Annotated in this window: 18 protein-coding genes; 13 read left to right on the top strand and 5 right to left on the bottom strand. The window is 67.3% G+C overall.

Annotated elements, in window-relative coordinates:
- Nucleotides 1-8 precede the first annotated feature (8 nt).
- Nucleotides 9-1049 carry a FecCD family ABC transporter permease gene (locus WIX41_RS00140; RefSeq protein WP_339445169.1) on the top strand — a complete coding sequence of 347 codons (1041 nt, stop codon included), beginning with the start codon at nucleotides 9-11 and terminating at the stop codon, nucleotides 1047-1049.
- A complete protein-coding gene (locus WIX41_RS00135; RefSeq protein ID WP_339445167.1) occupies nucleotides 1046-1825 on the top strand; it encodes a heme ABC transporter ATP-binding protein in 780 nt (259 codons plus the stop codon). Before WIX41_RS00140 ends, WIX41_RS00135 begins: the two co-directional genes overlap by 4 nt.
- A gap of 98 nt (nucleotides 1826-1923) precedes the next feature.
- On the opposite strand, the gene WIX41_RS00130 is transcribed toward WIX41_RS00135, so the two are convergent.
- Nucleotides 1924-3321: a TonB-dependent siderophore receptor gene (locus tag WIX41_RS00130; protein ID WP_339445165.1), complete on the bottom strand. Its 1398-nt coding sequence runs from the start codon at nucleotides 3319-3321 to the stop codon at nucleotides 1924-1926.
- Nucleotides 3282-4112 carry a TonB-dependent siderophore receptor gene (locus WIX41_RS00125; protein WP_339445163.1) on the bottom strand — a complete coding sequence of 277 codons (831 nt, stop codon included), beginning with the start codon at nucleotides 4110-4112 and terminating at the stop codon, nucleotides 3282-3284. The genes WIX41_RS00130 and WIX41_RS00125 overlap by 40 nt, the downstream gene beginning before the upstream one ends.
- Before the next feature lie 584 nt (nucleotides 4113-4696).
- On the opposite strand from WIX41_RS00125, the gene fusA reads away from it, so the two are divergent.
- From fusA to WIX41_RS00095, 6 genes are all read left to right on the top strand, one after another.
- Nucleotides 4697-6733 carry an elongation factor G gene (gene fusA / locus WIX41_RS00120; protein ID WP_339445161.1) on the top strand — a complete coding sequence of 679 codons (2037 nt, stop codon included), beginning with the start codon at nucleotides 4697-4699 and terminating at the stop codon, nucleotides 6731-6733.
- 249 nt (nucleotides 6734-6982) lie between these two features.
- Nucleotides 6983-7918, top strand: a complete 936-nt coding sequence (locus WIX41_RS00115; protein WP_339445159.1) for a M14 family metallopeptidase — start codon at nucleotides 6983-6985, stop codon at nucleotides 7916-7918.
- A 43-nt stretch (nucleotides 7919-7961) separates the two neighbouring features.
- The gene (locus tag WIX41_RS00110; RefSeq protein WP_339445157.1) at nucleotides 7962-9167 is read left to right on the top strand and encodes a hypothetical protein; all 1206 of its coding nucleotides are present in this window, start codon (nucleotides 7962-7964) and stop codon (nucleotides 9165-9167) included.
- A 136-nt stretch (nucleotides 9168-9303) separates the two neighbouring features.
- Nucleotides 9304-10728 carry a basic amino acid/polyamine antiporter gene (locus WIX41_RS00105; protein ID WP_339445155.1) on the top strand — a complete coding sequence of 475 codons (1425 nt, stop codon included), beginning with the start codon at nucleotides 9304-9306 and terminating at the stop codon, nucleotides 10726-10728.
- Nucleotides 10729-10741: 13 nt separating this feature from the next.
- Entirely contained in the window at nucleotides 10742-12169 is a 1428-nt protein-coding gene (locus WIX41_RS00100; protein WP_339445153.1) for a basic amino acid/polyamine antiporter, read from the top strand.
- Nucleotides 12166-13887, top strand: a complete 1722-nt coding sequence (locus WIX41_RS00095; protein WP_339445151.1) for an alpha/beta hydrolase — start codon at nucleotides 12166-12168, stop codon at nucleotides 13885-13887. Before WIX41_RS00100 ends, WIX41_RS00095 begins: the two co-directional genes overlap by 4 nt.
- Nucleotide 13888: 1 nt before the next feature.
- Here the strand turns inward: WIX41_RS00095 and WIX41_RS00090 are convergent, their stop codons facing one another.
- From WIX41_RS00090 to WIX41_RS00080, 3 genes are all read right to left on the bottom strand, one after another.
- Nucleotides 13889-14425, bottom strand: coding sequence for a YqhA family protein (locus WIX41_RS00090; protein ID WP_339445149.1), 537 nt, complete (start codon nucleotides 14423-14425; stop codon nucleotides 13889-13891).
- 37 nt (nucleotides 14426-14462) lie between these two features.
- Nucleotides 14463-14957: a DUF6491 family protein gene (locus tag WIX41_RS00085; protein ID WP_339445147.1), complete on the bottom strand. Its 495-nt coding sequence runs from the start codon at nucleotides 14955-14957 to the stop codon at nucleotides 14463-14465.
- Between the two features lie 78 nt (nucleotides 14958-15035).
- Nucleotides 15036-15500, bottom strand: coding sequence for a glycine zipper 2TM domain-containing protein (locus WIX41_RS00080; protein ID WP_339445145.1), 465 nt, complete (start codon nucleotides 15498-15500; stop codon nucleotides 15036-15038).
- 312 nt (nucleotides 15501-15812) lie between these two features.
- On the opposite strand from WIX41_RS00080, the gene arcA reads away from it, so the two are divergent.
- The 5 genes from arcA to WIX41_RS00055 all read left to right on the top strand — a co-directional run bounded on the left by arcA (nucleotide 15813) and on the right by WIX41_RS00055 (nucleotide 24343).
- Nucleotides 15813-17063, top strand: coding sequence for an arginine deiminase (gene arcA, locus WIX41_RS00075; RefSeq protein WP_339445143.1), 1251 nt, complete (start codon nucleotides 15813-15815; stop codon nucleotides 17061-17063).
- A gap of 69 nt (nucleotides 17064-17132) precedes the next feature.
- A complete protein-coding gene (locus WIX41_RS00070) occupies nucleotides 17133-18293 on the top strand; it encodes an efflux RND transporter periplasmic adaptor subunit (RefSeq protein ID WP_339445141.1) in 1161 nt (386 codons plus the stop codon).
- Entirely contained in the window at nucleotides 18290-21439 is a 3150-nt protein-coding gene (locus WIX41_RS00065; protein ID WP_339445139.1) for a multidrug efflux RND transporter permease subunit, read from the top strand. The genes WIX41_RS00070 and WIX41_RS00065 overlap by 4 nt, the downstream gene beginning before the upstream one ends.
- Complete coding sequence (locus tag WIX41_RS00060; RefSeq protein ID WP_339445137.1) at nucleotides 21432-22850, top strand: efflux transporter outer membrane subunit; 1419 nt, start codon at nucleotides 21432-21434, stop codon at nucleotides 22848-22850. The genes WIX41_RS00065 and WIX41_RS00060 overlap by 8 nt, the downstream gene beginning before the upstream one ends.
- Nucleotides 22851-22891: 41 nt before the next feature.
- Nucleotides 22892-24343: a DcaP family trimeric outer membrane transporter gene (locus tag WIX41_RS00055; RefSeq protein WP_339445135.1), complete on the top strand. Its 1452-nt coding sequence runs from the start codon at nucleotides 22892-22894 to the stop codon at nucleotides 24341-24343.
- Nucleotides 24344-24349 lie beyond the last annotated feature (6 nt).

Below are 24349 nucleotides of genomic sequence, written 5' to 3'. Positions count from 1 at the left end.
ACGCAGTGATGGAACGCAATACACGCCGACGTGCGGGCGGGTGGGTGCTGGCCATGATGGCGCTGGCGTTGCTGGGCGCGATCCTGGCCTCGTTCGCGGTCGGGCCGCTGCGCCTGCCACCGCTGGAGGTGGTGCAGGCAGTGGCGGTCAAGTTTGGGATGCTCGATCCGTCGCAGGTCAGCCAGCGCGACATGGCGGTGGTCTGGAACCTGCGCATTCCGCGCGCCCTGCTCGGTGCGCTGGTGGGGGCGTCGCTGGCGATGGCCGGGGCGAGCCTGCAGGGTCTGTTCGGCAATCCCCTGGCGGATCCCGGCATCGTGGGGGTGACGCAGGGCGCGGCGCTCGGCGCGGTGGCAGCGATCGTGCTGGGCGCGGGCAGCGCGGGCGGCTGGACGTTGCCGTTGGCGGCGTTCGCCGGCGGTGCGGCGGCGATCAGCCTTACGTACGCGCTGGCACGGCCGGGGCGCAATACCGGCACGGCCACGTTGTTGCTGGTGGGCATCGCGATGGCGGCGTTCTGCTCGGCGGCGATAGGTTTCCTGACCTACATCGCCAGCGAAAGCGAGCTGCAGTCGCTGGTGTTCTGGCAGATGGGCTCGCTGGCGCAGGCTGACTGGGCCGATCTGGCGGCAGCGCTGCCGGTGTTCGTGCTGGGTACGTTCGCCCTGCGGCGGCTGGCCACGCCGCTGGACATGCTGGCGCTGGGGGAGCGCCAGGCACAGCACCTGGGCCTGGATGTGAAGCGCACGCGGCTGAAGCTGATTGCGTTCAGTGCGCTGCTGGTCGGTGCGGCGGTGGCGTTCGCAGGTTCCATCGGCTTCGTGGGCCTGGTGGTGCCGCACGTGGTGCGCATGCTGGTAGGCCCGGGGCACCGCTGGTTGCTGCCGGTGTCGGCGGTGACCGGTGCGTTGCTGATCGTGGTGGCCGATACGGCCGCACGCACGCTGGATCCGCCGGCGGAGATTCCGCTGGGGCTGTTCTCGGCGGCGTTGGGCGCACCGTTCTTCCTGTGGATGGTGCTGCACCAGCGCCGGAGCGGCACGCTATGACAGCGCCGTTCCTGCAGCTGGACGGGGTGGGGGTGTGCTTTGGCGAGCGCCCCATCCTGCACGATATCCATCTGGGCTTTGCCCCCGGCACGCTGACCGCATTGGTGGGGCCGAACGGGGCGGGCAAGTCGACGCTGCTGGCGGTGGCCAGTGGGGATGTGGAGGCGGATGCGGGGCAGGTGATCCTGCACGACAAGCCGATTGCGCACTGGAAGGCGATGGCACTGGCGCGCGAGCGCGCGGTGATGCCGCAGGACCACGCGGTGCGGTTCGCCTTCACGGTGGACGAGGTGGTGGCGATGGGGCGGCTGCCACACGCGGCCGATGCGCTGCGCGATGCGGCGCTGGTGGAGCAGTCGCTGGGCCAGGCGGAGATGGTGGGGCTGCGGCGGCGCGAAGTGCAGACGCTGTCCGGTGGCGAGGCGGCGCGCGCCACCTTCGCGCGGGTGCTGACCCAGGACACGCCGTTGCTGCTGCTCGATGAGCCGACCGCAGCGCTGGACCTTCGCCATCAAGAGCGCACGTTGCGCGCCGTGCGAAAACTGGCCGATGTCGGCGCCTGCGTGATCGTGGTACTGCACGACCTGAACCTGGCGGCGGGTTACGCTGACCGCATCGTGCTGCTGGAACAGGGCCGGGTGGCCGCCGATGGCACGCCGGACGAGGTGCTCACGCGTGAACACATAGAGCGCGTGTACCAGCAACCGGTACTGGTGTTGAGGCACCCGCAGCGGGATGTACCGCTGGTGGTGGTCTCAGACCCTCACGGCAGCTGATCTTCGACGTAGAGCCACGCCCTGCGTGGCTGAACCCCATCCGAAGACATGTGCAGGGTTGCCACGCAGGGCGTGGCACTACGTCGCGTCAGTGCCGGTCACCAGCCGAACGTTGCCGTCGCCATCACCGTGCGGCCACTGCCGTAGTAACACGACGACACCCCCGTGCACGTCGACACAAAACGCTTGTCGGCCAGGTTGCTGGCGTTGAGCGCCAGCTTGACGTCGGTGCTGCCGAACCGGCCCAGGTCATAACGCAGCGCGGCGTCGAACAGCGTGTAGGAGGGAATGCGGTACAGGTTGGCGCTGTCGCCGTAGCTGACACCGTTGTAGCGCGCACCGGCGGCCACGCTCAAGCCGCGCAGCGCGCCGGCCTGGAAGGTGTAATCGGCCCAGAACGAAGCACTGTAATCGGGCACCATGGCCAATTGCTTGCCCTTGTACGCCGACGACTTCAGCATTTCCGAGTCCATCCGCGAGGCGGCGCCGATCAAGCTCAGGCCGTCGGTGGGCGTGATCCTGCCTTCCAGTTCGATGCCACGCACGCGGCCTTCGTCGCCCTGGATGGAGCAGGTCGCGGTGCCGGTGGCGCCGCAGTTGCGGTGGCTGGTCACCGGGTCGTCGACGATCATGTTCTCCTGGCGCAGGTCGTACACGGCCAGAGTGACCAGGCCGTCGACGCTGGCCGGCTGGTACTTCACGCCGGCTTCCCACTGCGAACCGGTGACTGGATCGAACGCGGTCTGGGTGAAGCTGTCCAGCGGCGATCTGGTCGAGGGTTGGAACGATTCGGCATAGCTCACGTACGGGGTCAGGCCGTTCTCGAACACGTACAGCAGCCCGGCGCGGCCGGTGAACGCTTCGTTCTTGATCACGCTGTGCGCACCCGGCTGGGAGATGCCGGTGGCAATGTTGCGGGTGGCGCTCAGGGTGTCGTCCTTGGTCCAATCGTAGCGCCCGCCCAAGGTAAGGCGCCAGTTGCCGGCGGCCAGCTGGTCCTGCAGGTACACCCCGCTCTGGCGATTGATGCCGGCGGTGGGCGTTTCGGTGGTGATGGTGGGCTGGTAGGGGGAGTAGACCGGGTCGAAGATGTCGATCGGGCGCGGGTTGCTCATCGCGCTGCGCACGCCTTCCCAGTCCGCCCGCTGCCAGTCCCAGCCCAGCAGCACGGTGTGGTCCACCGCACCGGTGTTGAAGCGTGCCTGCAGGCGGGTGTCGAACGTATCGCCGTCGGAATCGCCGGTGCCCTGCACGCCGCGACGGTTCTGGGTGCGGCCATCGGCATTGAGCGCGCCGAAGGTAACCACGCCGCGGTACAGCGAATCCACATGGGTGCGACGCGCGTTCTGGGTCAGGGTGAGGTGGTCGTTGAACTGGTGCTCGAACATCCACCCGGCCGTCCACAGCGTGCGGTCGAAGGTGTTCCAGTCCGGCTGGCCGATGAAGGTGCTGTTCTTCATGTGGCCGTAGGGCGTGGCGTCGAGCGTGCCGGCCATCGGCAGGTGGAACCCCCGTCGTCCTTCTGGTACATGCCCAGCAGGGTCAGGCGGGTGCGCTCGGCAATCTGCCAGGTGTAGCTGGGGGCCAGGAACCAGTGCTCCTGCGCGGTGTGCTTGATCTGGGTGTCGCCGTCGCGGTACAGGCCGACCAGGCGCACCAGGTGCGCGTTGTCATCGGTGCCGGTACCGACGTCGAACGCCGCGCTGTACTGGCCGTTGGCATCCACGCCCAGGCGCAGCAGCTGCTGCGGGTCCGGGGTGGGGGTCTTGCTGACCAGGTTGACCATGCCGCCGGGAGCGACCTGGCCGTACATCACGGCGGAGGGGCCCTTGAGTACTTCCACCCGCTCCAGGTTCCAGCTGTCGAACATGCTGCGGTTCCACTGGCTGCCCTGCGGTGCGCGCATGCCGTCCAGGGTTACGTTGTTGGCCCAGCTGCCGGCGTCGAAACCGCGGATGCGGAAATCGTCCACGCGGTTGTCGATGCCGCTGCTTTCCAGGCTGACGCCTGCCACGTAACGCATGGCGTCGTTGAGCGACTGCACGCCGCGCGCATCCAGTTCGGCGCGCTCGATCACGGCGATGGACTGCGGCGTTTCGGCAATGCTGGTGCTGGTCTTGGTGGCGCCGCTGGTGCTGTTGGCGGCGCGGTATGCATTGACCTGGACCGCTTCCAGGGCGGTGGCGGTCTGGGCAAGGGCGGCGGGTGCGGCGGCGCTGGCGATGCAGCAGGCGAGGGCAAGCAGGTTGGGACGCAACCGGCGGAACGAAACGGGGGAGGCAGTCATGTGGGATCCGGAGCCAAAGGAGCGCTGGCGCTGGCCAAACGCATGTGGCCCGGTGCCACTGCCAGCGTCGTTGTTGTCGCTAAGCGACGTCGGCTGCCTATTCTAGGGACTTTCACATGCAATGCAATTGCGACCTATTCGCATATACAAGACTGGGCATGTCGTGATTGTTGCTCACGACAGGACCATTCAATAAAAATGACTGTCAGTGTTCCATATATGTTTCTTAAAACCGCTTGCAAGCCGGAACAACAGGTCTAGAATTCGCCCCAGATCCTTTCAACCACCGCCATGAACTCGATGCCGCTCCTGACGTTCTTTACTCGCACCCGCGCTTTCGCGGGACGGGCGCGTCTGCCTCGCGGCTCCCTTGGCGGCTGATCGATTCCCGATCACCGCAGGACCCCCAGACAGAGCGCCCACCGGGCGCTCTTTTCGTTTCCGTGTTCCCAACCCACCGCACTACAACCGCATGAAGGAGAACGTGCCATGCACCAGATCGCCGAGCCCCAAACCTGGCCGCACGCCCGTCAGCCAACGGCGGCGTGCGGCTCCCTGATGTTGGCAACAGCGAGACCCCATCCATGAACACCCAGACCCGGAACCTCCGGCGCAACCTCGGCATCATTGCCCACATCGACGCCGGCAAGACCACGCTCACCGAACGCCTGCTGTGGAAAACCGGCGAGATCCATCGCGTTGGCGAGGTCCACGACGGCGCGGCGACCACCGACTTTTCGGCGATCGAACGCGAGCGCGGCATCACCATCGGCGCGGCCGCCGTACAGGCGCATTGGGCGCCGCGTGGCGAGCCCACCCACCACCTGACCCTGATTGATACGCCCGGCCACATCGACTTCGCCATTGAAGTGGAACGTTCGCTGCGCGTACTCGACGGCGCGGTGGCGGTGTTCTCCGCCGTGGACGGCGTGCAGCCACAATCGGAAACCGTATGGCACCAGGCCCGCCGCCATGGCGTGCCGCTGATCGCGTTCGTCAACAAGATGGACCGCATCGGCGCGTCGTTCGAACGCGTGCTGGCGCAGCTGCAGGACAAGCTGCAGGCGCGACCGTGGGCGATCGGCTGGCCGCTGGGTGCCGAAAATGCATTCCACGGCTGGATCGACCTGGTCGACCGCAGCACCGTGCACTGGGACGACACCGGCACGCCGACGCGCACCGCGTGGACCACCGCCGAACACAGCGAGTGGGAGCCACGGCGCGCAGAGCTGGTCGAGTCGGTGGCCGACCACGACGAGCAGCTGGCCGAAGCCTGGCTGGAGGGCAGTGCCCCGGAACCGGACGCACTCCGCGCCGCGCTGCGCCGGGCCACGCTGGCCGGTGCCGGCGTACCGGTGCTGGCGGGGGCGGCGTTCAAGAGCAAGGGCATTGAAACCCTGCTCGATGCCATCGTGGATTACCTGCCCGCGCCGGAAGACCGGCCGGCGGTGGTGGCTGCCAGCGACGAAGGCGAGGTCAGCCTGCCGCCGGACCCGAACGGCCCGCTGGCGGCGCTGCTGTTCAAGATCACGCACCAGCACCATGGTGCACTGAGCTTCGTGCGGGTGTATTCGGGCACGCTGCGGGTGGGCGATGCGTTGGCCAGTTCGCAGCATGCGCAGGGACGTCGGGTCAGCCGGCTGGTGCGGGTGCAGGCCGACCAGACCCACGACATCAAGCAGGCCGTGGCCGGTGACATCGTCGCGGTGCTGGGCTGGAAGGATGCGGTGAGCGGTGAAACGCTCAGTGCGCCGTCGCGCCCGCTGTTGCTGGACACCATCCAGGCGCAGCACGCGGTGCTGGCGTGGCGGTTGACCGCGGAAAAGGCGACCGACCTGATCCGCATCGCCCAGGGCCTGTCCAGCCTGACCCAGGAAGATCCGTCGTTCCGCGTCGAAACCGAGGCCGACAGCGGGGAAACCCTGGTCTGGGGCATGGGCGAGCTGCACCTGGAGGTGATGGTTGAACGCCTGCGCACCGAATGGAACGTCAACGTGCGTACCGGTGCGCCACGCGTGGCCTACCAGGAAACGCTGAAGCAGGCAGTTCGTGGCGTGGAAGGCAAGGTGGTCAAGCAGACCGGCGGCCAGGGCCAGTACGCCCGGGTCGTGCTGGATGTGAGCCCGCGCGAGGACGGCCAGGTGCATTTCGTCGACCGCACCGTGGGCGGCGTGATCCCGCGCGGGTTTGTGGCGGCGGTGGAGAAGGGCGTGCGAGGCGCGCTGTCGGAGGGGCCGCGTGGCCATCCGGTGGTGGGCATCGAGGTGGCGCTGGTCGACGGGCAGACCCATGCCAAGGATTCGTCGGACATGGCATTCCATCGTGCCGGTGCCGAAGCGGTCAAGGCTGCGCTGCTGCAGGCCGGTACGCGCCTGCTGGAACCGGTGATGGAAGTGGCCATCCACGTGCCGTCGGTGAATGTCGGCGATGTGGTGGGCGACCTCAACCGCCGCAGTGGCCGTATTGCGTCCATCGAGGACCAGGGCGGGCGCGCGGAAGTGGTGGGCTATGCGCCGTTGGCGCAGTTGTCCGGCTATACCACCTCGCTGCGCTCGCTTACCCAGGGGCGCGCGTCGAGCGACATGCGCTTCAACGGGTATGAAGAGGTGCAGGCGGCTTGAATGTTGGAAAGGGAAGGGGAGCCGGGTTCTGCCGGCTCCCCGCGCATGTGTCGGTATCCGGGTCTCACCGGCGCCGCGCGGCGCAAGGGTCCGAAGAGGACCCGGTATCGGTGGCCGTGATCCGACCGGCGTTTAGACGATCCGGAGCCGACCGTCAGGCGTCATGGCGCCGGAACGAAGAGCAGCCACGCAGGGCGTGGCTCTACCAGCAAGCATTTACAATGGGGCATCCGCTTCAGGAGCATCACCATGGCCACTCCCCATTTCTACCCCGTCGGCACCCCCGGACAGCCTTGGGGCGATACCGAACGCGCGGCGTGGCGCTCGCGCCAGGTGGTGCAACGCCATTACGCCGCCGACGTGGTCGCCGCGTTGAACGCGCTTCCCGATGCACTGGAGGTGGTGCAATACGGCCAGCTCGAATCGATGACCGACACCTACCCGCTGTTGCTGGCAATGACCCGCAACTGGGACCCGGCACTGCCCACCGCCCTGGTCACCGGCGGCGTACACGGCTACGAAACCAGCGGCGTGCACGGCGCGCTGCAGTTCCTGCGCAATCATGCCCACGAGTATGCCGGCCGCATCAACCTGATCGTCGTACCCTGCGTATGCCCCTGGGGCTACGAACGCATCCAGCGCTGGAATCGCGACGCGATCGATCCCAACCGCAGCTTTCGTGACGGTGGGCGGATCGTAGAATCGGCATCGCTGATGAACTGGATCGCCGCACGCAACGACACCCTGCTGGTCCACCTGGACCTGCACGAAACCACCGACAGCGATGCGCATGAATTCGATCCGGCGCTGGCTTCGCGTGATGGCAAGGCGTGGACCCCGGAAACCATTCCGGACGGCTTCTATGTCATCGGCAACAGCGAAAATCCTGAGCCGGCCTTCCAGCGTGCCCTGATCGCTGCTGTCTCACCCATCACCCACATCGCACCGGCCGACGCCCACGGCAACCTGGTGGGCCTGCCGTTGCAGTCGCCGGGCGTGGTCTGGGGCGAATCGCGCTCGATCGGTGCATGTGCCGGCTTCACCAATGCGCGTTTGGCCACCACCACCGAAGTGTATCCGGACAGCCCGCGCACCACGCCGGCCCAGTGCAACGCCGCGCAGGTGGCTGCAGTGCGGGCAGGGCTGGACTTCGCCCTTGCATCGGAGGATCGCGCACGGCCTTGATCCGGATCAAGGCGGCATGTGTGCACCGATGGCAGGATGCGCCATGCCTGAGGCCACGACATTGCGCTCCGCTTCGCACCTGCCCGACTGCCTTGTGCAGCAGCCGGATCACGTGCTGTTTCATTCCGCCCTGCAGTTCAGCAGTGGGTTCGGCGAGGCCGGTTGGCGCAACGCGCTGCTGGCCAGCAACGAGCACCTGATCCCGCGTTCGCTGACGCTGGGCTTCCAGGCGGCGCGCGCGGAGGTGGGCGGGGAGGCCTGCCTGCACGCACTGCTGGATGGGTTGCGCCTGCACGCGGGGCTGCTGGCCGACGACCGCGAGGTGGTGGCGCTGGTGCTGCAGTTGGGCCTGGCCGAGTGCCTGGCGCCGGCGCTGCTGGAACAGCTGCTGGAGGCGGTGCCCGAGCACCTGCGTACGGTGGCGCGGCCGCAGGTGGAGGTCCGGGTGGATGCGGGCAGTGGGCGCGAGCCGGACGCGTTGCGCGCGGTAGGCTGTACGCGCTTGACCGTGATCGACCGACCGGGCGCCGACGGCCCGGGACTGCTGGCGCGCGCGCAGCCTGCCGGCTTCACCGCCTGCTACTACCAGCTGCGGGTGCCTTCGCGCGGCGACCGGCACTACCTGCAACGGCTGCAGCGGGTGATCGAACATGGCCCGGCGCGGATCCTGCTGCCGGCGCCGTGCCTGGCGCCGCCGCAACCCTGTGCAGCGACGTGGTTCGGCGCGTGGCAACAACTGGTAGCCGCCGGGTATGTGCCGATCGGTGGCGACCACTACCAGCACCCGGACCGTGCGCCGCCCGTCACGGCCCGCGACACCTATCGTTACTGCGACGTGGCCGGCGTACCGCGCCGCGAGCGCAGCGATTTCATCGGCATTGGCGCGGGTGCCTGCAGCCAGGTGGGGGAGGTGTTGTGCAGGCTGGATGAAGATCCGCTGCGCTGGCAGGCGCGCATGGCGGCCGGCCATGCCGGTGTGGTGACCGGTCTGATCCTGTCGGAGGAGGAGGCATTGGCCAGCGACGCGGTCCAGCGCATCGCCTGCGACCATGCGCTGGACGTGGCCGATTTCGAGTGGTGCAACGCACGTTCCTTCGCCGAGGTGTTCGAGGACGCGCGGGCACGGCTGCAGCCGTGCCTGGCGCAGGGCTGGGCCTGCTGGGACGGCCAGGTATTGCGTCTTCGCGCGGAGGGCATCCTGCTGTGGCGCATCGTCGCCGCGTGCTTCCGACCCGCGCTGGCACGATGAATACGCGAGTGTGACGGATAGTGGATAGTCCAGCCGCCCAGTTGGGAATGTGCAGAAATTACTGAGCTGGAACTCACGTCGAATTGACGATTTGCTCTCCATCCTGAATGCTCCAACCTGCATGCGGACGCCCGATATGTCCTCCAACGTTGTGAAGATGACGCGCACGCAACTTACCGCCATGGTGGTTGGCGGCATGATCGGGGCGGGTATTTTCTCCCTCCCCCGGACTTTCGCCGGTGCCACCGGCCCGCTGGGTGCGGTGGTGGCCTGGCTTATCGCCGGCCTGGGCATGTACACCCTGGCGCGCGTGTTCCAGATGCTGGCCGAACGCAAGCCCGACCTGGACGCCGGTGTATTCGCCTATGCGAAGGAGGGCTTCGGCGACTACCCCGGGTTTCTTTCTGCGTTCGGCTACTGGATCGGCAGCTGTATCGGCAACGTCTCCTACTGGGTGCTGATCAAGTCCACCCTGGGCGCGTTCTTCCCGATCTTCGGCGACGGCAACACGGTGGTGGCGATCCTGGTCGCATCGGCCGGCATCTGGCTGTTCCACTTCATGATCCTGCGCGGCGTGCAGCAGGCGGCGGCCATCAACAAGATCGTCACCATCGCCAAAGTGATCCCGATCCTGGTGTTCCTGGTCATCATGGCCTTTGCCATGAAGATGGAGGTGTTCCGGTTCAACTTCTACGGCGGCGGCCTGGAAGGCAACATCTTCGAGCAGGTCCGCGCGACGATGCTGGTGACGGTCTTCGTGTTCCTGGGTATCGAGGGTGCCAGCGTCTACTCGCGCTACGCCAAGGAGCGCAAGGATGTGGGCGCGGCCACCATCACCGGCTTCCTGGTGGTCACCACGCTGATGGTACTGGTGACCCTGCTGCCATTTGCGGTGCTCGAGCGGGCCGACATCGCCGGCATGCGCCAGCCTTCGATGGCCGCCGTGCTTGAAGCTGTAGTGGGCCATTGGGGCGCAGTCTTCGTCAGCGTCGGCCTGCTGATTTCCGTGCTCGGTGCCTACCTGGCCTGGTCGCTGATCTGCGCCGAGGTGCTGTCGGCTGCGGCCCGCACCAAGGACATGCCCGCCATCTTCGCGCGGGAGAACGCCAACGGGGTTCCGGCGGCGGCACTTTGGGCGACCAACATCATCGTGCAGCTGATCGTGATCACCACCTACTGGTCGCGCGATGCGTTTTCGCTGATGCTCAACCTGACCAGCGCGATGTCGCTGATCCCGTTCCTGCTGGTAGCGGCCTACGGGTTGAAGATCACCCGACGGGGGGAGACCTACAACGAGCGGCCCAATGAGCGCGGGCGCGACCTTACCCTGGCCATCCTGGCTACGGTCTACACCGCCTTCCTGCTGTATGCCGGCGGCATCAAGTTCATCGTGCTGTCGGCGGTGCTGTATGCGCCGGGCAGCCTGCTGTACTTCTGGGCGCGGCGCGAGCAGGGCGAGAAGATCTTCACCAAGGCCTCGGATTTCATCATCCTGGCGCTGGCGGTGGTCGCTGCAGTAATTGGTGTGTACTGGATCGCGACGGGTTACATCCAAATCTAAGGACTGAGCCGCGATGAGCCCCACCGTGGGTAGCCGCAAGTTGTCGCTGCTGGAGCTGACCGCGCTTGTGGTCGGCTCGATGATCGGTTCGGGCATCTTTGCGCTGCCCGCTGCGTTCGCTGCCAACACCGGGGTGCACGGTGCGCTGCTGGCGTGGGCCATCGCCGGCACCGGCATGCTGATGCTGGCCTTCGTGTTCCAGTCGCTGTCGCGGCTGAAACCGGAGCTGGACACCGGCATCTACGCCTATGCCAAAGCCGGCTTCGGCGACTACGCTGGTCTATTGTCGGCCGTGGGCTATTGGCTGGGCTGCTGCCTGGCGGACGTGGCCTGCCTGATCCTGATCAAGGCCACGCTGGGCCAGTTCTTCCCGGTATTCGGCGATGGCACCACCGTGGTGGCGATCCTCTCTGCCTCGGCGTTGCTGTGGGGCTTCCACTTCCTGATCCTGCGCGGAATCAAGGAAGCGGCGCTGATCAACACCATTGCGACAGTGGCCAAGCTGGTGCCGCTGGCGGTGTTCATCGTCTTCCTGTTCCTGGGCTTCCGCGCCGATGTCTTCGCGCTGAACCTGTGGGGGGGCGAGCCGCCAGGCGCCGGTACCCTGTGGCAACAGACCCGGGGCACCCTGCTGCTCACCGTGTTCGTGTTCGTCGGCATCGAAGGGGCCAGCGTGTATTCGCGGCACGCGCGCCGCCGCGAGGACGTGGGCATCGCCACCGTGGCCGGCTTCCTGGGCGTACTGTGCCTGCTGGTGATGGTCACCATCCTGTCTTACGGCATCATGCTGCGCCCGGACCTGGCCGCGCTGCGCACACCGTCGATGGCGGGCGTGATGGAGGCCATCGCCGGACGTTGGGGCGCCTTGTTCATCAGTATCGGGTTGTTGATCTCGGTGTTGGGCAACTACCTGTCCTGGTCGCTGCTGGCCGCCGAGGTGCTGCATTCGGCCGCGCTCAACGACGCCATGCCGCGCGTACTTGCCCGCGAGAACCGCGCCGGCGTGCCGGACGCGGCGCTGTGGTTGACCAACGGGGTGATCCAGAGCTTCCTGCTGGTCAGCTGGTTCGCCGATTACGCCTTTACGCTGGCGCTGAAGATGACCAGCGCGATGACGCTGGTGCCGTACCTGCTGGTGGCGGCCTACCAGCTCAAGCTGTCGCTGGGCGGCGAGACCGGGGTGGACGCTGCTGCCCATGCGCGGATGCGTTGGATAGCCGGCATCGCTACGGTCTACGCCGCCTCCATGCTGTTGGCCGGCGGCAGCCGCTACCTGCTGCTGTCCAGCCTGCTGTACGTGCCGGGGTCGATCCTGTTCTGGGCCTGGCAGCGGCATCGTGGCATTGCATTCCGGCCGGCCGAGATGGCCGTGCTGTTGCTGCTGTGCGCCATGGCAGTGGCGGGCCTTGTCGGGTTGGCCAGTGGGTGGCTGCGCTTGTGACCGCGCCGCCCGCCAAGCCGTTTCGTTCCCTGCTGGCACGCCTGACCGCGCCGTATCGCGGGCCTCTGTGCCGAACAGGGCAGGTGCTGGGTGCGCTGTGCTTCATCGCCTCGTTGACCCCCAGCCTGGTGCCGCGCGGCTATGTGGCGCAGGGGCTGCTGTCGGGTGTGTGTTTCGCCGTGGGCTACCTTATCGGTGTGGCGCTTGCCGCGCTGTGGCGGCGCCTGATGCTGCCTGAGCTGAGCCGTAGCCGGTTGCCGCGGGTGCTGCGCTGGCTGCCGTGGGTGAGCCTGCTGGCGTGTGCGTTGACGGTGTGGTGGGTGCGCCCATGGCAGGACTCGGTGCGCGCGGTGATGGGCCTGCCGCCAATGGACGAGAGTTTCTCGCTGCGGCTGCTGGTGATCGCGCTGGCGGTGTTTGCCGTGCTGCTGGTGGTGGGCCGCGCCTTTGCCTGGGTGGCGCGGCGGGTCGGCGCATTGTCCCAGCGGATCATGCCGGCGCCGGTGGCGCGGCTGCTGGGCATCGGGGTGGCCGCAGTGCTGTTTTTCAACATCGCCAACGGCGTGCTGCTGCGCGGCGCGCTGCACGCGGCCGACGCGTCGTTCCGCAAGGCCGATGCGCTGATTCCGCCGGATGCAACCGCGCCGACGCGACCCGGCGCAACCGGCGGCCCCGGTTCGCTGGTGGTCTGGGAGCAGATGGGCAGGGCAGGGCGCGATTACGTGAGCGCCGGGCCGGATGCAGCCGACATCGCCGCCTTCACCGGCAAGCCCGCGCTGCAACCCATCCGGGTCTACGCCGGCCTGCCGGCGGCCGAGAGTGCGCGTGCCCGCGCCCGGTTGGCGCTACGCGAACTGCAGCGCCAGGGGGGATTCGAGCGCGCCAACCTGGTGGTCATCACCCCAACCGGCACTGGCTGGGTAGACCCGGCAGCGGCGGACAGCCTGGAGTACCTGCTGCATGGCGACGTGGCCAGCGTTGCGGTGCAGTACTCCTATCTGTCCAGCCCGTTGTCGCTGCTGGTCGAACCCGAGTACGGCGAGGAAACCTCGCGGCTGCTGTTTGCCGAGGTCTACGCGTACTGGCGAACGTTGCCGGTGGACGCCCGGCCGCGCCTGTACGTGCACGGTTTGAGCCTGGGCGCGATGAACTCCGAGCGCTCGGTGAACCTGTTTGACATGATCGATACACCCATCGATGGCGCGCTGTGGAGTGGCCCACCGTTCGCCACCCGTACCTGGCGGCAGACCACCGACCAGCGCAACGCCGGGTCCACCGAATGGCTGCCGGTGTTCCGTGACAGCCGCACGGTGCGCTTCATGAACCAGGCCGGCGCGCCGGTGCCAGCGGATGCCCCATGGGGGCGGATGCGGGTGGTGTACCTGCAGTACGCCAGCGACCCGATCACCTTCTTCACTCCCTACGACGCCTGGCGGAAACCGGACTGGATGGCCGAGCCGCGCGCGCCGGACGTGTCCCCGGCGGTCCGCTGGTACCCGCTGGTAAGCATGCTGCAGCTGGCGCTGGACATGCTGTTGGCCGACCGCACCCCGATGGGCTACGGGCATGTGTTTGCGCCCGCGCACTACATCGCGGGGTGGCAGGCAGTACTGGGTACCGGGGATTGGAATGCCGCCGACACACGGCGCTTGATGGATCTTCTCGACCCACTGCGCCGACGCGAAATCGAGCGGCGGCGCAGTACCAGCGGCGGTTGAGTCAGGAGGGCGGTGGTGGCGGATCGACCGGGGGCCGGATCGTCGGGCGGGCCAGCCGCTCGGTGATGGCCAGGATCAGCGCCGACAACAACAACATGCCGTGGATGGCCGCCATCCAGCGTAGTACCTCCGGGTCGATCGAATTGCCTTCCTCCAGCTTCATGAAGATCCGCAGCAGGGCAATCGCCGAGATGGCGATGATCGAGCCCATCAACTTGCTCTTCATGCCGGAGAAATCGACCGTGCCCATCCAGGAGGGACGCTTCTCCTGACCGGAATCGATCCGCGTCACGAAGTTTTCATAACCGGCCAGGGTGACGATGAGCAGCAGGTTGGCCACCAGCGACAGGTCGATCAGCGACAGCGCCAGCAGCACTGCATCGGCCGGGCCAAGCTGGCCAATGCGCAGCACATAGTTGAGCAGCTCGCGCAGGAACACGAACAGCAACAGCAGCAGTGCCACCACCAGCCCGAAGTAGAACGGCGCCATGATCCATCGCGCATCGAACAGACTGCGCGACACATTGCGGCGGATCATGTTGCGTAATCGTTCCATCGCCGGCCCTCGTCAACACTCATTCTTCGAAGCTGTCGGTTACATCCGGCCCGGTATCTTCCACTACATCCGCCGGGCGGTCGCCGTAGATCGTGTTGCGCATTTCGCGGCGCGCGTCACGAATCGCGGTGCCATCGAGCGGACGGATCCGGATGATGCGGCAGGACTGTGGCATGGCCACACTCGCCGTGCGTGGAATCACGCTGTCCCAGCGGGCATTGACCGTGCCGAACGAGTTGGTGATCTGCACCGTGTGGGCGATCGACAGGCCGGGGCACCGGCCGCGCAGCTCGAGCAGGTGGCCACGGCTCTGGCTGGTCCACACCGCCAGTGCCCGGTCGCCCAATGGGGTCCACTGGGTATGGCGTACGAAGCGGGCCAGCCGGAACGAGGACACCGGCGGCCCGGCGTGCTGCACGTAAAGGTTGAAGCGTTCCTGGGTGGTCATGGTGGGCGTAGTGGCGCACCCTCCCAAGGATGCCACGGCGAGCAGCGTCATCAGCAAACGGCGCATGATGGTTCCTTCTGCTAGGCAAAACAGCGAGATGCCCGTCCACGCGGGACGGGCCGGTTCACAGGAGCGCCCCCCGGCTCAGCGACGGGTGACGCGGGTGGTGCTGCCGTCGCTTGAGACGTTCACGCGGTCGCCGACGCGGTAGTCGGTCGGGTTGCCGTCCTGTACGACCGCGACGGTGCGGCCGTTTTCCAGCTGGACGGTGATCTCAACGCCGTTGCGCGCTCCACGTGCCAGCGCATTGCCCGCTGCACCACCCGCTGCGGCGCCTGCGATCGCACCGATGGTGTTGGCGCGGCTGCCACCACCGATCGTACTGCCGGCGACACCGCCGATCCCCGCGCCGACCAGGGTCGCCACCCCGCGCGAATCGTTCTGGATCTGAACGCCACGGATGGACTGGACCGTGCCGGCCTCCACCGTCTGGGCGCGCCCGACCTCGGAGCGGTTGAAGGTGCTGGGGGTGGTGTGGGTCGCGCAGCCCGCCATGAACAGGGCAGACGCCAACAGCGCCGTTGCGGCGCCTGCATGTTGAAGTTTCATCGTGTGTCTCCATCAAATGAATACGAGGGGCTACGGTTGGCCAGCCATCCTGGCGTTGAAATCTGCTCCATGCAGCAGCGATTAACTACGCAACCTGTAACGGCAACGTGAAAGAAACCGTGTCCTCCAGCCCGCACAACACATTCAGCATTCCCAGGTCTTTCCATCCACTATCCATTTTCCGACGTTCACGTGCCCATGACCTTTTGGGGAATAGTTGTGCACGCATCGACAACATATCCCGTGGCCGCCGCAACGACGGTCGGATGCTTCGCTTTCCCTGTTCATATCCGTGAAATGGAGAAGTCCGCAATGTCCAGTGCAACTGTCTATGGCGTTCATTCCGAAGTTGGTGTCCTGAAGAAGGTGATGGTGTGCGCCCCCGGCATGGCGCACAGCCGGCTGACCCCGCGCAACAAGGACGACCTGCTGTTCGATGACGTGATCTGGGTAGACAACGCCAAGCGCGACCATTTCGACTTCATGTCCAAGATGCGTGCCCGTGGCGTGGACGTGGTGGAAATGCACGATCTGCTCACCGAGACACTGGAAATCGACGATGCCCGCAACTGGATCCTGGACCACCAGATCAACGCCAACGAAGTGGGCGTGGAATTCATGTCCGAAGTGCGCGCCTACCTGCAGGCGCTGCCGGCCCGGCAACTGGCCGAAACGCTGATCGGTGGCCTGAGCGTGTTCGACCTGCCGGACGACTTCGCCGGACCCACGCTGCAGGCCGCGCGCGCGCAGCCGGACATCGTCGGCTACCTGCTGCCGCCGCTGCCCAACACGCTGTACACCCGCGACACCACCTGCTGGATCTACCAGGGCGTGACCCTCAATCCGCTGTACTGGCCGGCGCGCCACGAGGAAACCATCCTCACCACCGCGATCTACAAGTTCCATCCGGATTTCACCAAGGCCAAGTTCCCGATCTGGTTCGGTGACCCCACCGTCGACCACGGCAATGCCACGCTGGAAGGCGGTGACGTATTGATTCCCGGCAACGGCATCGTGCTGATCGGCATGAGCGAGCGCACTTCGCGCACGGCCATCACCCAGTTGGCGCAGTCGCTGTTCAAGAACGGTGCGGCCAAGCGGGTGATCGTGGCGGTCATGCCCAAGCTGCGCTCGGCCATGCACCTGGATACGGTGTTCACCTTCGCCGATCGCGATGTGGTGACGGTGTTCCCGGGCATCGTCGACCAGATCCACACCGTATCGCTGCACCCCAGCGACAAGGCGCCGGGCTTCGAGATCGTGTTCGAGAAGAAGCACTTCAACGACGTGGTCGCCGAGGCACTGGGCTTCAAGCAGCTGCGCATCGTCGAATCCGGCGGCGACCGCTACGCGGCCGAACGCTCGCAATGGGATAGCGGCAACAACCTGGTGGCGATGGCGCCGGGCGTGGTGGTGGCGTATGACCGCAGTACCCAGACCAATACCGATCTGCGCAAGCAGGGTATCGAAGTGATCAGCATCGTCGGGGCCGAGCTGGGGCGTGGTCGCGGTGGCGGCCACTGCATGACCTGTCCGTTGATCCGCGACGCGGTGGCCTTCTAGGCGCAGCGCCGACATTTCCCGTCACGGCGGCCGGGTGCCGCCGCCGTGCGAACTGCGGAGACCGGAAGGATGCAATCCCTTGGGTGGATGGCGCGTGCATGGCTGTTGGCGGCGGTTGCACTGGCGGCGGGGTGTGGACGCGGTGGTGGTCCCGACGACACACAACGGCCGCCCACGCTGGTGGCCGTGGAAGTGGTCAAGGCGCAGGTCGTACCCAACCTGGTAGAGCTGCCGGGCCGGGTGGAGGCCAGCCGTTCGGCCGAAGTGCGGGCGCGTGCCGATGGCATCGTCGAGCGCCAGTTGTATGTCGACGGCACCGAAGTGGAGGCCAACGCGCCGCTGTTCCAGATCGACCCGCGCGACCTGCAGGCGCGGGTGCAGCAGGCCCGCGCCTCGCTGGCCTCGGCTCGCGCGGCCAAGGCGCAGACCTCCTCGCTGCGCGCCAGGCTGTCCACGTTGGTGCAGCGCAAAGCCGTGAGTGTGCAGGAGTACGAATCGGCGCAGGCTTCGTTCCGCCAGGCCGATGCGGCGCTGATGGAGGCCCAGGCAGCGGTGGACCGCGCCACGCTGCAGCTCGACCACGCCACCGTACGCGCGCCCATCAAGGGCCGCACCGGCCGCGCCCAGGTCAGCGAAGGCGCATTGGTCAGTGCAGCGGCGGCCACGCTGCTTACCCGGATCGATCAGGTCGATCCGGCATTCGTCATTTTCAATCCCTCCAACATCGCCATGAACGAGATCCAGCGGGGCGTCGCCGACGGCCGCATCGACATGGGCGACGATCACCGCGTGCAGGTGACCCTCCTGCTGGAGGGGGGTGAACGCCTGCCCGAAGCCGGTGTCGTGGACTTCAGCGAAACCGCCATCGATCCGGCCACCGGCAGCCGAACGCTGCGTGCGCGCTTCGCCAATCCGGATGGCCGCTTGCTGCCGGGGCAGTTCGTGCGCGGCATCCTGGCCATCGGCAGCATCCGCAACGGCACCAGCCTGCCCGAACGTGCCATCCAGGTGGGCGAGGATGAAGCCACGGTCATGCTGGTCAATGACGAGAACGTTGCCGTACGTCGCGCCGTGACCCTGGCCGGCCAGGCCGGCGGGCGTTGGGTGGTGCAGTCCGGGCTCACCCCCGGCGACAAGGTGATCGTCGATGGCTGGCACAAGATCCAGCCCGGCCAACCCGTGGCGATCCAGTCCAAACCCATTGCCAAGGCGAAGGCCGACACCCCATGAGTGGCTACTTCGTCTACCGGCCGGTGCTGGCGTGGGTGATCGCGCTGTTCGCCATCCTGTTCGGTGGCATTGCGCTGAGCAGCCTGCCGGTGGAGCAGTACCCCGACGTGGCACCGCCGTCGCTGAGTATCTCGGCCACGTTCGTCGGCGCCGATGCGCAGACCCTGGACCGCACCGTGACCTCGGTGATCGAGAACGAGCTGAGCGGCGTGGATGATTTCCTGTTCATGACCTCCACCAGCCGCGCCAACGGCACCGCGCAGATCCGGGTGACCTTCCGCAGCGGCACCGACCTGGACATTGCCCGTTCGCAGGTGCAGGACCGCCTGGCCCGGGTCGAGCCGCGCCTGCCCGAAGAAGTGCGGCAGATGGGCGTGCGGGTCACCCAGGCCAGCAACGGCTTCCTGATGCTGATTTCGTTGCAGTCCGACAAGGGCCGCTATTCGGCACTGGAACTGGGCGACTACGCCAACAGCAACATCGCCGACGAACTGCGCCGTGTGCATGGGGTGGGCGACGTCACCCTGTTTGGCTCCAGCTACGCCATGCGGATCTGGCTGGACCGCGAAAAGCTGGTCAGCTACGGCATCTCACCTGGTGAGGTGATGGCCGCGGTACGAGAGCAGAACGCGCAGACGGCCGGCGGCGGCCTTGGTCTGCAGCCAACCACGCCATCGACCGAAACCACCGCGCAGATCGTCATGCGTGGCCGCTTCAGCACGCCCGAACAGTTCCGCCAGGTGATCATCCGCGCCACCCCCGGTGCGGCCACGGTGCGGCTGGGCGATGTGGCGCGGGTGGAGCTGGGCAACGACAACTACGCTTTCAACCTGCGCTTGAACGGCCAGGAAACCGCCGGCCTGGCGGTATCGCTGGCCACCGGCGCCAACGCGCTGTCCACCGCCACCGCCGTGCGCCAGCGCATGCAGGACCTGGAGGCCAGCTTCCCCGATGGCATGCAGTGGACCACGCCGTTCGACACCACCCCGTTCATTACCGAATCGGTCAACGGCGTGGCCGTCACCATGCTGCAGTCGCTGGTGCTGGTGTCCATCGTGGTGCTGCTGTTCCTGCAGAGCTGGCGTGCGGTGTTCCTGCCCACCATCGTGGTGCCGGTGTCGCTGCTGGGCGCCTGCCTGGGCCTGCTCGCATTCGGGGTATCGATCAACCTGCTGTCGTTGTTCGCGATGGTGGTGGCGATCGGCATCCTCAACGACGATGCCATCGTGATCGTGGAAAGCGTCGAGCGGATCATGCGCGAAGAAGAGCTGCCGCCGCGCGAAGCCACTGCCAAGGCGATGGGCCAGCTCTCCGGCGCGATCATCGCCACCACGCTGGTACTGCTGGCGGTGTTCATTCCCATGGGCTTCTTCCCCGGTTCGGCCGGTGGCATCTACCGGCAGTTCGCGGTCACGCTCAGCGTATCGCTGGTGGTCTCCACCATCCTGTCGTTGACCCTGGCCCCGGCCATCTGCGGCGCCATGCTGCGCCCGGCCAGGGAGCAGGTGGGGAAGGGCGGCCCCGGGCGCCGGTTGTTCAGCGCCATCAACACCGGACTGGATAAGAGCAGCCGCCGCTACGCCGGCTGGGTGGGCAGCATGCTGGTGCGGCCGTGGCTGTGGATCGGGGTATTCGTGGTGGTCACGCTGATCACCGGCCTGTTGTATGCAAGGCTGCCAGGCGGCTTCCTGCCCACCGAAGACCAGGGCTACATCTTCGTGGCCTACAACGCCGCCCCCGGTGCCACGATGGAACGCACCCGTGCCGCGGCCGAGCAGGCCGAAGCGATCCTGCGCCAGCAGCCGGAAGTGCGCAACGTGGCCACGGTGATCGGCTTCAGCTTCTTCGGCCAGGGCCAGGCGGTGGGCATGTCGTTCGTCGACCTGCACCCATGGGCTGAACGCAGTGGCAGCGAGCGCAGTGCGATGTCGCTGGCGGCGCGCATGAGCGCGGCGTTTACCCGCATTCCACAGGCGCAGGTGTTCGCGCTCAATCCACCGGCCATCCAGTCGCTGGGCAATGCGTCGGGCTTCAGCATGAAAATCGAGGACCGCAGCGGTGTCGGCGGCACCGGGTTGAGCGCGGCCGCCATGGGCATTGCCGCCCGCGCTGCCACCAACGACCGGCTTACCGGCGTGCGCCCGGAAGGCATGCCACGCGCGCCGCAGCTGTTCGTGGATATCGATCGCACCCAGGCGCGGGCGCTGGGCGTGCAGCTGTCGCAGGTCAACCAGGCGCTGGGCATCATGTTCGGCTCGGCCTACGTCAATGACTTCGTGCGCCAGGGCAATGTGCTGCGGGTCTTCATCCAGGGCGATGCCGAGCAGCGCATGCGCGCCGAGGATGTCTCTGACCTGCGGGTGATCGGCAACAACGGCCAGTCGGTACCGTTCTCCGCGTTCGCCACCACCCGCTGGACGGTGGGCGAGCAGCAGGTGGAACGTTACAACGGCTTCCTCTCGGCCACGGTGTCGGGGCAGGGCGCGCCGGGCGTGTCCAGCGGCGCGGCACTGGTGGAGATGGAACGCATCGCCGACGACGTGCTGCCGCCGGGCATGCGCCACGAATGGACCGGCACGGCGCGCGAAGAACGCGAGGCTTCGGGGCAGGTGGGCATGCTGCTCGGCCTGGCCTTCGTGGTGGCGTTCCTGCTGCTGGCCGCACTCTATGAAAGCTGGGTGACCCCGGTGATCGTGCTGCTGGTGGTGCCGCTGGGCATCCTGGGCGCGGTGGTGTTCACCGCCGCACGCGGGATGTCCGCCGATGTGTACTTCACCGTGGGCCTGGTCACCATCATCGGCCTGGCCGCCAAGAACGCCATTCTGATCGTGCAGTTCGGGCTGGACGAGGAAGCGCGCGGGGTGCCGGTACGCGATGCGATCCTGCAGGCCGCGCAGCAGCGCCTGCGCCCGATCCTGATGACCAGCCTGACCTTCATCGTGGGCATGGTGCCGCTGGTGATCGCCACCGGCGCCGGCGCGGCCAGCCGCCAGGCGGTGGGTACCGGCGTGCTCGGCAGCATGCTCAGCGCCACGCTGTTCGGCATCTTCTTCACCCCGCTGTTCTACTTCCTGTTGCGCCGCCGCGCGCGTCCGCGCACGGCAGACCCGGCCGCACCCGCAGCCAGGGAGGATGCCGATGCGTAACGGCATGCCTTGGCGGATGGGGGCGTTGCTGGCGGTCTGCCAGCTGTGCGGCTGCAACCTTGCGCCGGACTACGTTCGCCCGGAGGCGCCAGTACCTGACCGCTTCCCGCCATCTGCTGCCGAGGGTGCACTCGCGCCGGGCATTCCGTGGCAGGGCTTCTTCCATGACCCGGTACTGCGCGACCTGATCGGCAAGGCACTGGTCTACAACCGCGACCTGGCTGGCGCTGCGGCCCGGATCGAACAGGCCCGCGCGCAGTTCCGCATCCAGCGCAGCCAGCGCCTGCCCGGGTTGGATGCCAGTGCGTCGGGCCAGCGCCTGCGCACGCCGCTCAGCGCCGCCGACGGTGCGCCCCGGGTTACCGTGGACAGCTACGCGGTGCAGGTGGGCATCCCGTCGTTCGAGCTGGATTTCTGGGGCCGCGTGGCCAACCTCAACGAAGCAGCACGGCGCCAGTATCTGGCCACGGAGGAGGCCCGCAATACCGCCGAGCTGTCGCTGGTCGCCAACGTGGCCGCCAGCTACTACGCGGTGCGCGCCAGCGACGAAGGCATCGTGCTGGCCGAGCGCTCGCTGGCCAGCCGCAACGAAACCCTGGAGCTGGCGCAGCTGCGCATGGACGCCGGGCTGACCTCGTCCATCGATTTCAACCAGTCCTACGCGCTGGTCACCCAGACCGAACTGCAGCTGGCGCAGCTGCGCCGCACCCAGGGCCAGGCGCTGCAGCTGCTGCAGTTCCTGGTCGGCGCGCCGCTTCCGCCCGCATTGCCTGCCGGGCTGCCGCTGGATCCCAACGCGCAGCTCACCCGGCTCGATCCCGGCCTGCCATCGGCGCTGCTTGAAGCGCGCCCGGACGTGCGTCTGGCCGAACATCAGCTGCGTGCGGCCAATGCCAACATCGGCGCGGCGAGGGCGTTGTATTTTCCCATCATCTCGTTGACCGGCGCCGGCGGCTACGCCTCCAGCGAGCTGTCCGGGCTGGTCTCAGACAGCAACCGGGTGTGGTCCTTCGGCGCCGGTGCGGTACTGCCGCTGCTCGACTGGGGTGCCCGCCGCGCCCGCGTGGACGCGGCCAACGCCGCCCGCGACGAACGCGAGGTGGCCTACCAGTCCACCGTGCAGAACGCCTTCCGCGAAGTTGCCAGCGGGCTGGTCGCCGCCGAACAGAACGATCTTCAGATCCAGGCCCAGATACGTGCGGTGGAAGTCCAGCAGGCGCTGGTGGTGACCGCGCACGACCGCTACGACGTGGGCCTGACCCCGTACCTGGAAGTGCTCGACGCCGAGCGCAACCACTTCGCCGCCGAACAGAACCTGCTGCAGCTGCGCGCAGCGGCATTGCAGGACGCGGTGAACCTGTACGCCGCACTGGGCGGCGGGCAGGGCCAGCGGGAGATCCCCGTCAACTGATCCATTCCGTGTTTTCGACTTCCCAGCGAGGGCCGCCTTCCATGCGCATTCCTACCCGATCACTTTGCCTGGCTGCCGTGCTGCTGCCCGGCGCCGTCGCCGCACAGACCCGCGACGCCACCCAGGACGCGGAGATACAGCGGCTGCGCCAGACCGTGGACATGCTCACTGCGCGCATCCAGGCGCTCGAATCCGGGCAGGCCAGCACCGCCCCGGCGGCGCCCACGCAGCCGGCCAGTGCCGTGGCGGCGACGCCCAGCGCGGTTTCGGTGCCTGCCGCACCGCTGGTTGCGGCCACGCCGGCAGCATTGAACGTACCGCCATCGCCGCTGCCGCCACGCGAAACCTTCGATGAGGACGACCAGGCCAGCGCCCGTGTCGACAATGAGGTGCCACCGGGCGACGGGCTGGAGGGCTTCTTCCTCATTCCCGGCACCGGCACCTGGTTGCGGTTGGGCGGCTACGCCAAGCTGGATGCGATGTTCGACAGCGGCGATGCCGGGGTGACCGACGAGTTCGTTCCATCCTCCATTCCGGTCGATGGTGGCCGGGACAGCACGCGGTTCAACATGCACGCCCGGCAGACCCGGCTGACCATCGAAGGCCGGCGCGATACCGGCGCCGGCCAACTGCGGTTCCTGATCCAGAACGATTTCTTCGGTTCTGGTGGCAGCTACGGCTATCGCCTGCGCCACGCCTGGGGCCAGCTTGGCAATACCTACGTGGGCTTTGGCTGGTCGGCTTTCATGGACCTGGATTCCGGTCCGGATACGCTGGATTTCGCCGGCCCGCCGGCATCGCCGTTCGCACGGCTGGCCAGCGTCCGCCAGTACTTCCCGCTGGGCAACGGCAACCAGTTGATCCTGGCCGCAGAGCACCGGGCGCCGGAGCTGCAGTTCTCCGGCGTTACCCAACGCTCGCGCACCGCCGCGCCCAACCTGGTACTGGCCGCCCGGCATGAGGCGGACTGGGGCAGCCTGCAGGCATCGGGCCTGCTGCGCTACCTGGCCTACGATTCGGCGCAGGACAGCAACGAAGGCAGCGACAGCGCCACCGCCGGCGGCCTGGCCCTGAGCGGGACCTGGGGCTGGGGCGACAACGGCGATTACATGGTGTTCGGCGCCGTGGGCGGGCAGGGCATCGGGGCGTTCATCGGCGACCTGGGCGGCTTGAACGTCGATGGCGTGGTCGACCCGCAGGGCGACCTGCAGGTGCTGCAGCAGTATGGCGGCTGGCTGGGCTACACCCACCACTGGACGCAGCGCTGGCGCTCCACCGTGACCTACAGCCGGCTGTACCTGGAACGCGACCCATTGCTCGATCCGACCGCGTTCCGCCGCAGTGATTACGCCGCCGCCAACGTCATCTGGCAGCCGGCGCCGAGCTGGAGCTGGGGCGTGGAGTTGCTGTACGGCAAGCTGCAGGAGCAGAGTGGTGCCAACGGCGACGTGTTCCGCCTGCAGACCGCGCTCAAGTACGACTTCGTGAAGTAGGAGACG

This window comes from Stenotrophomonas sp. AB1(2024), from assembly GCF_037482345.1.
Taxonomy (GTDB): domain Bacteria; phylum Pseudomonadota; class Gammaproteobacteria; order Xanthomonadales; family Xanthomonadaceae; genus Stenotrophomonas.
This window is presented reverse-complemented; position numbering and strand designations above follow the sequence as displayed.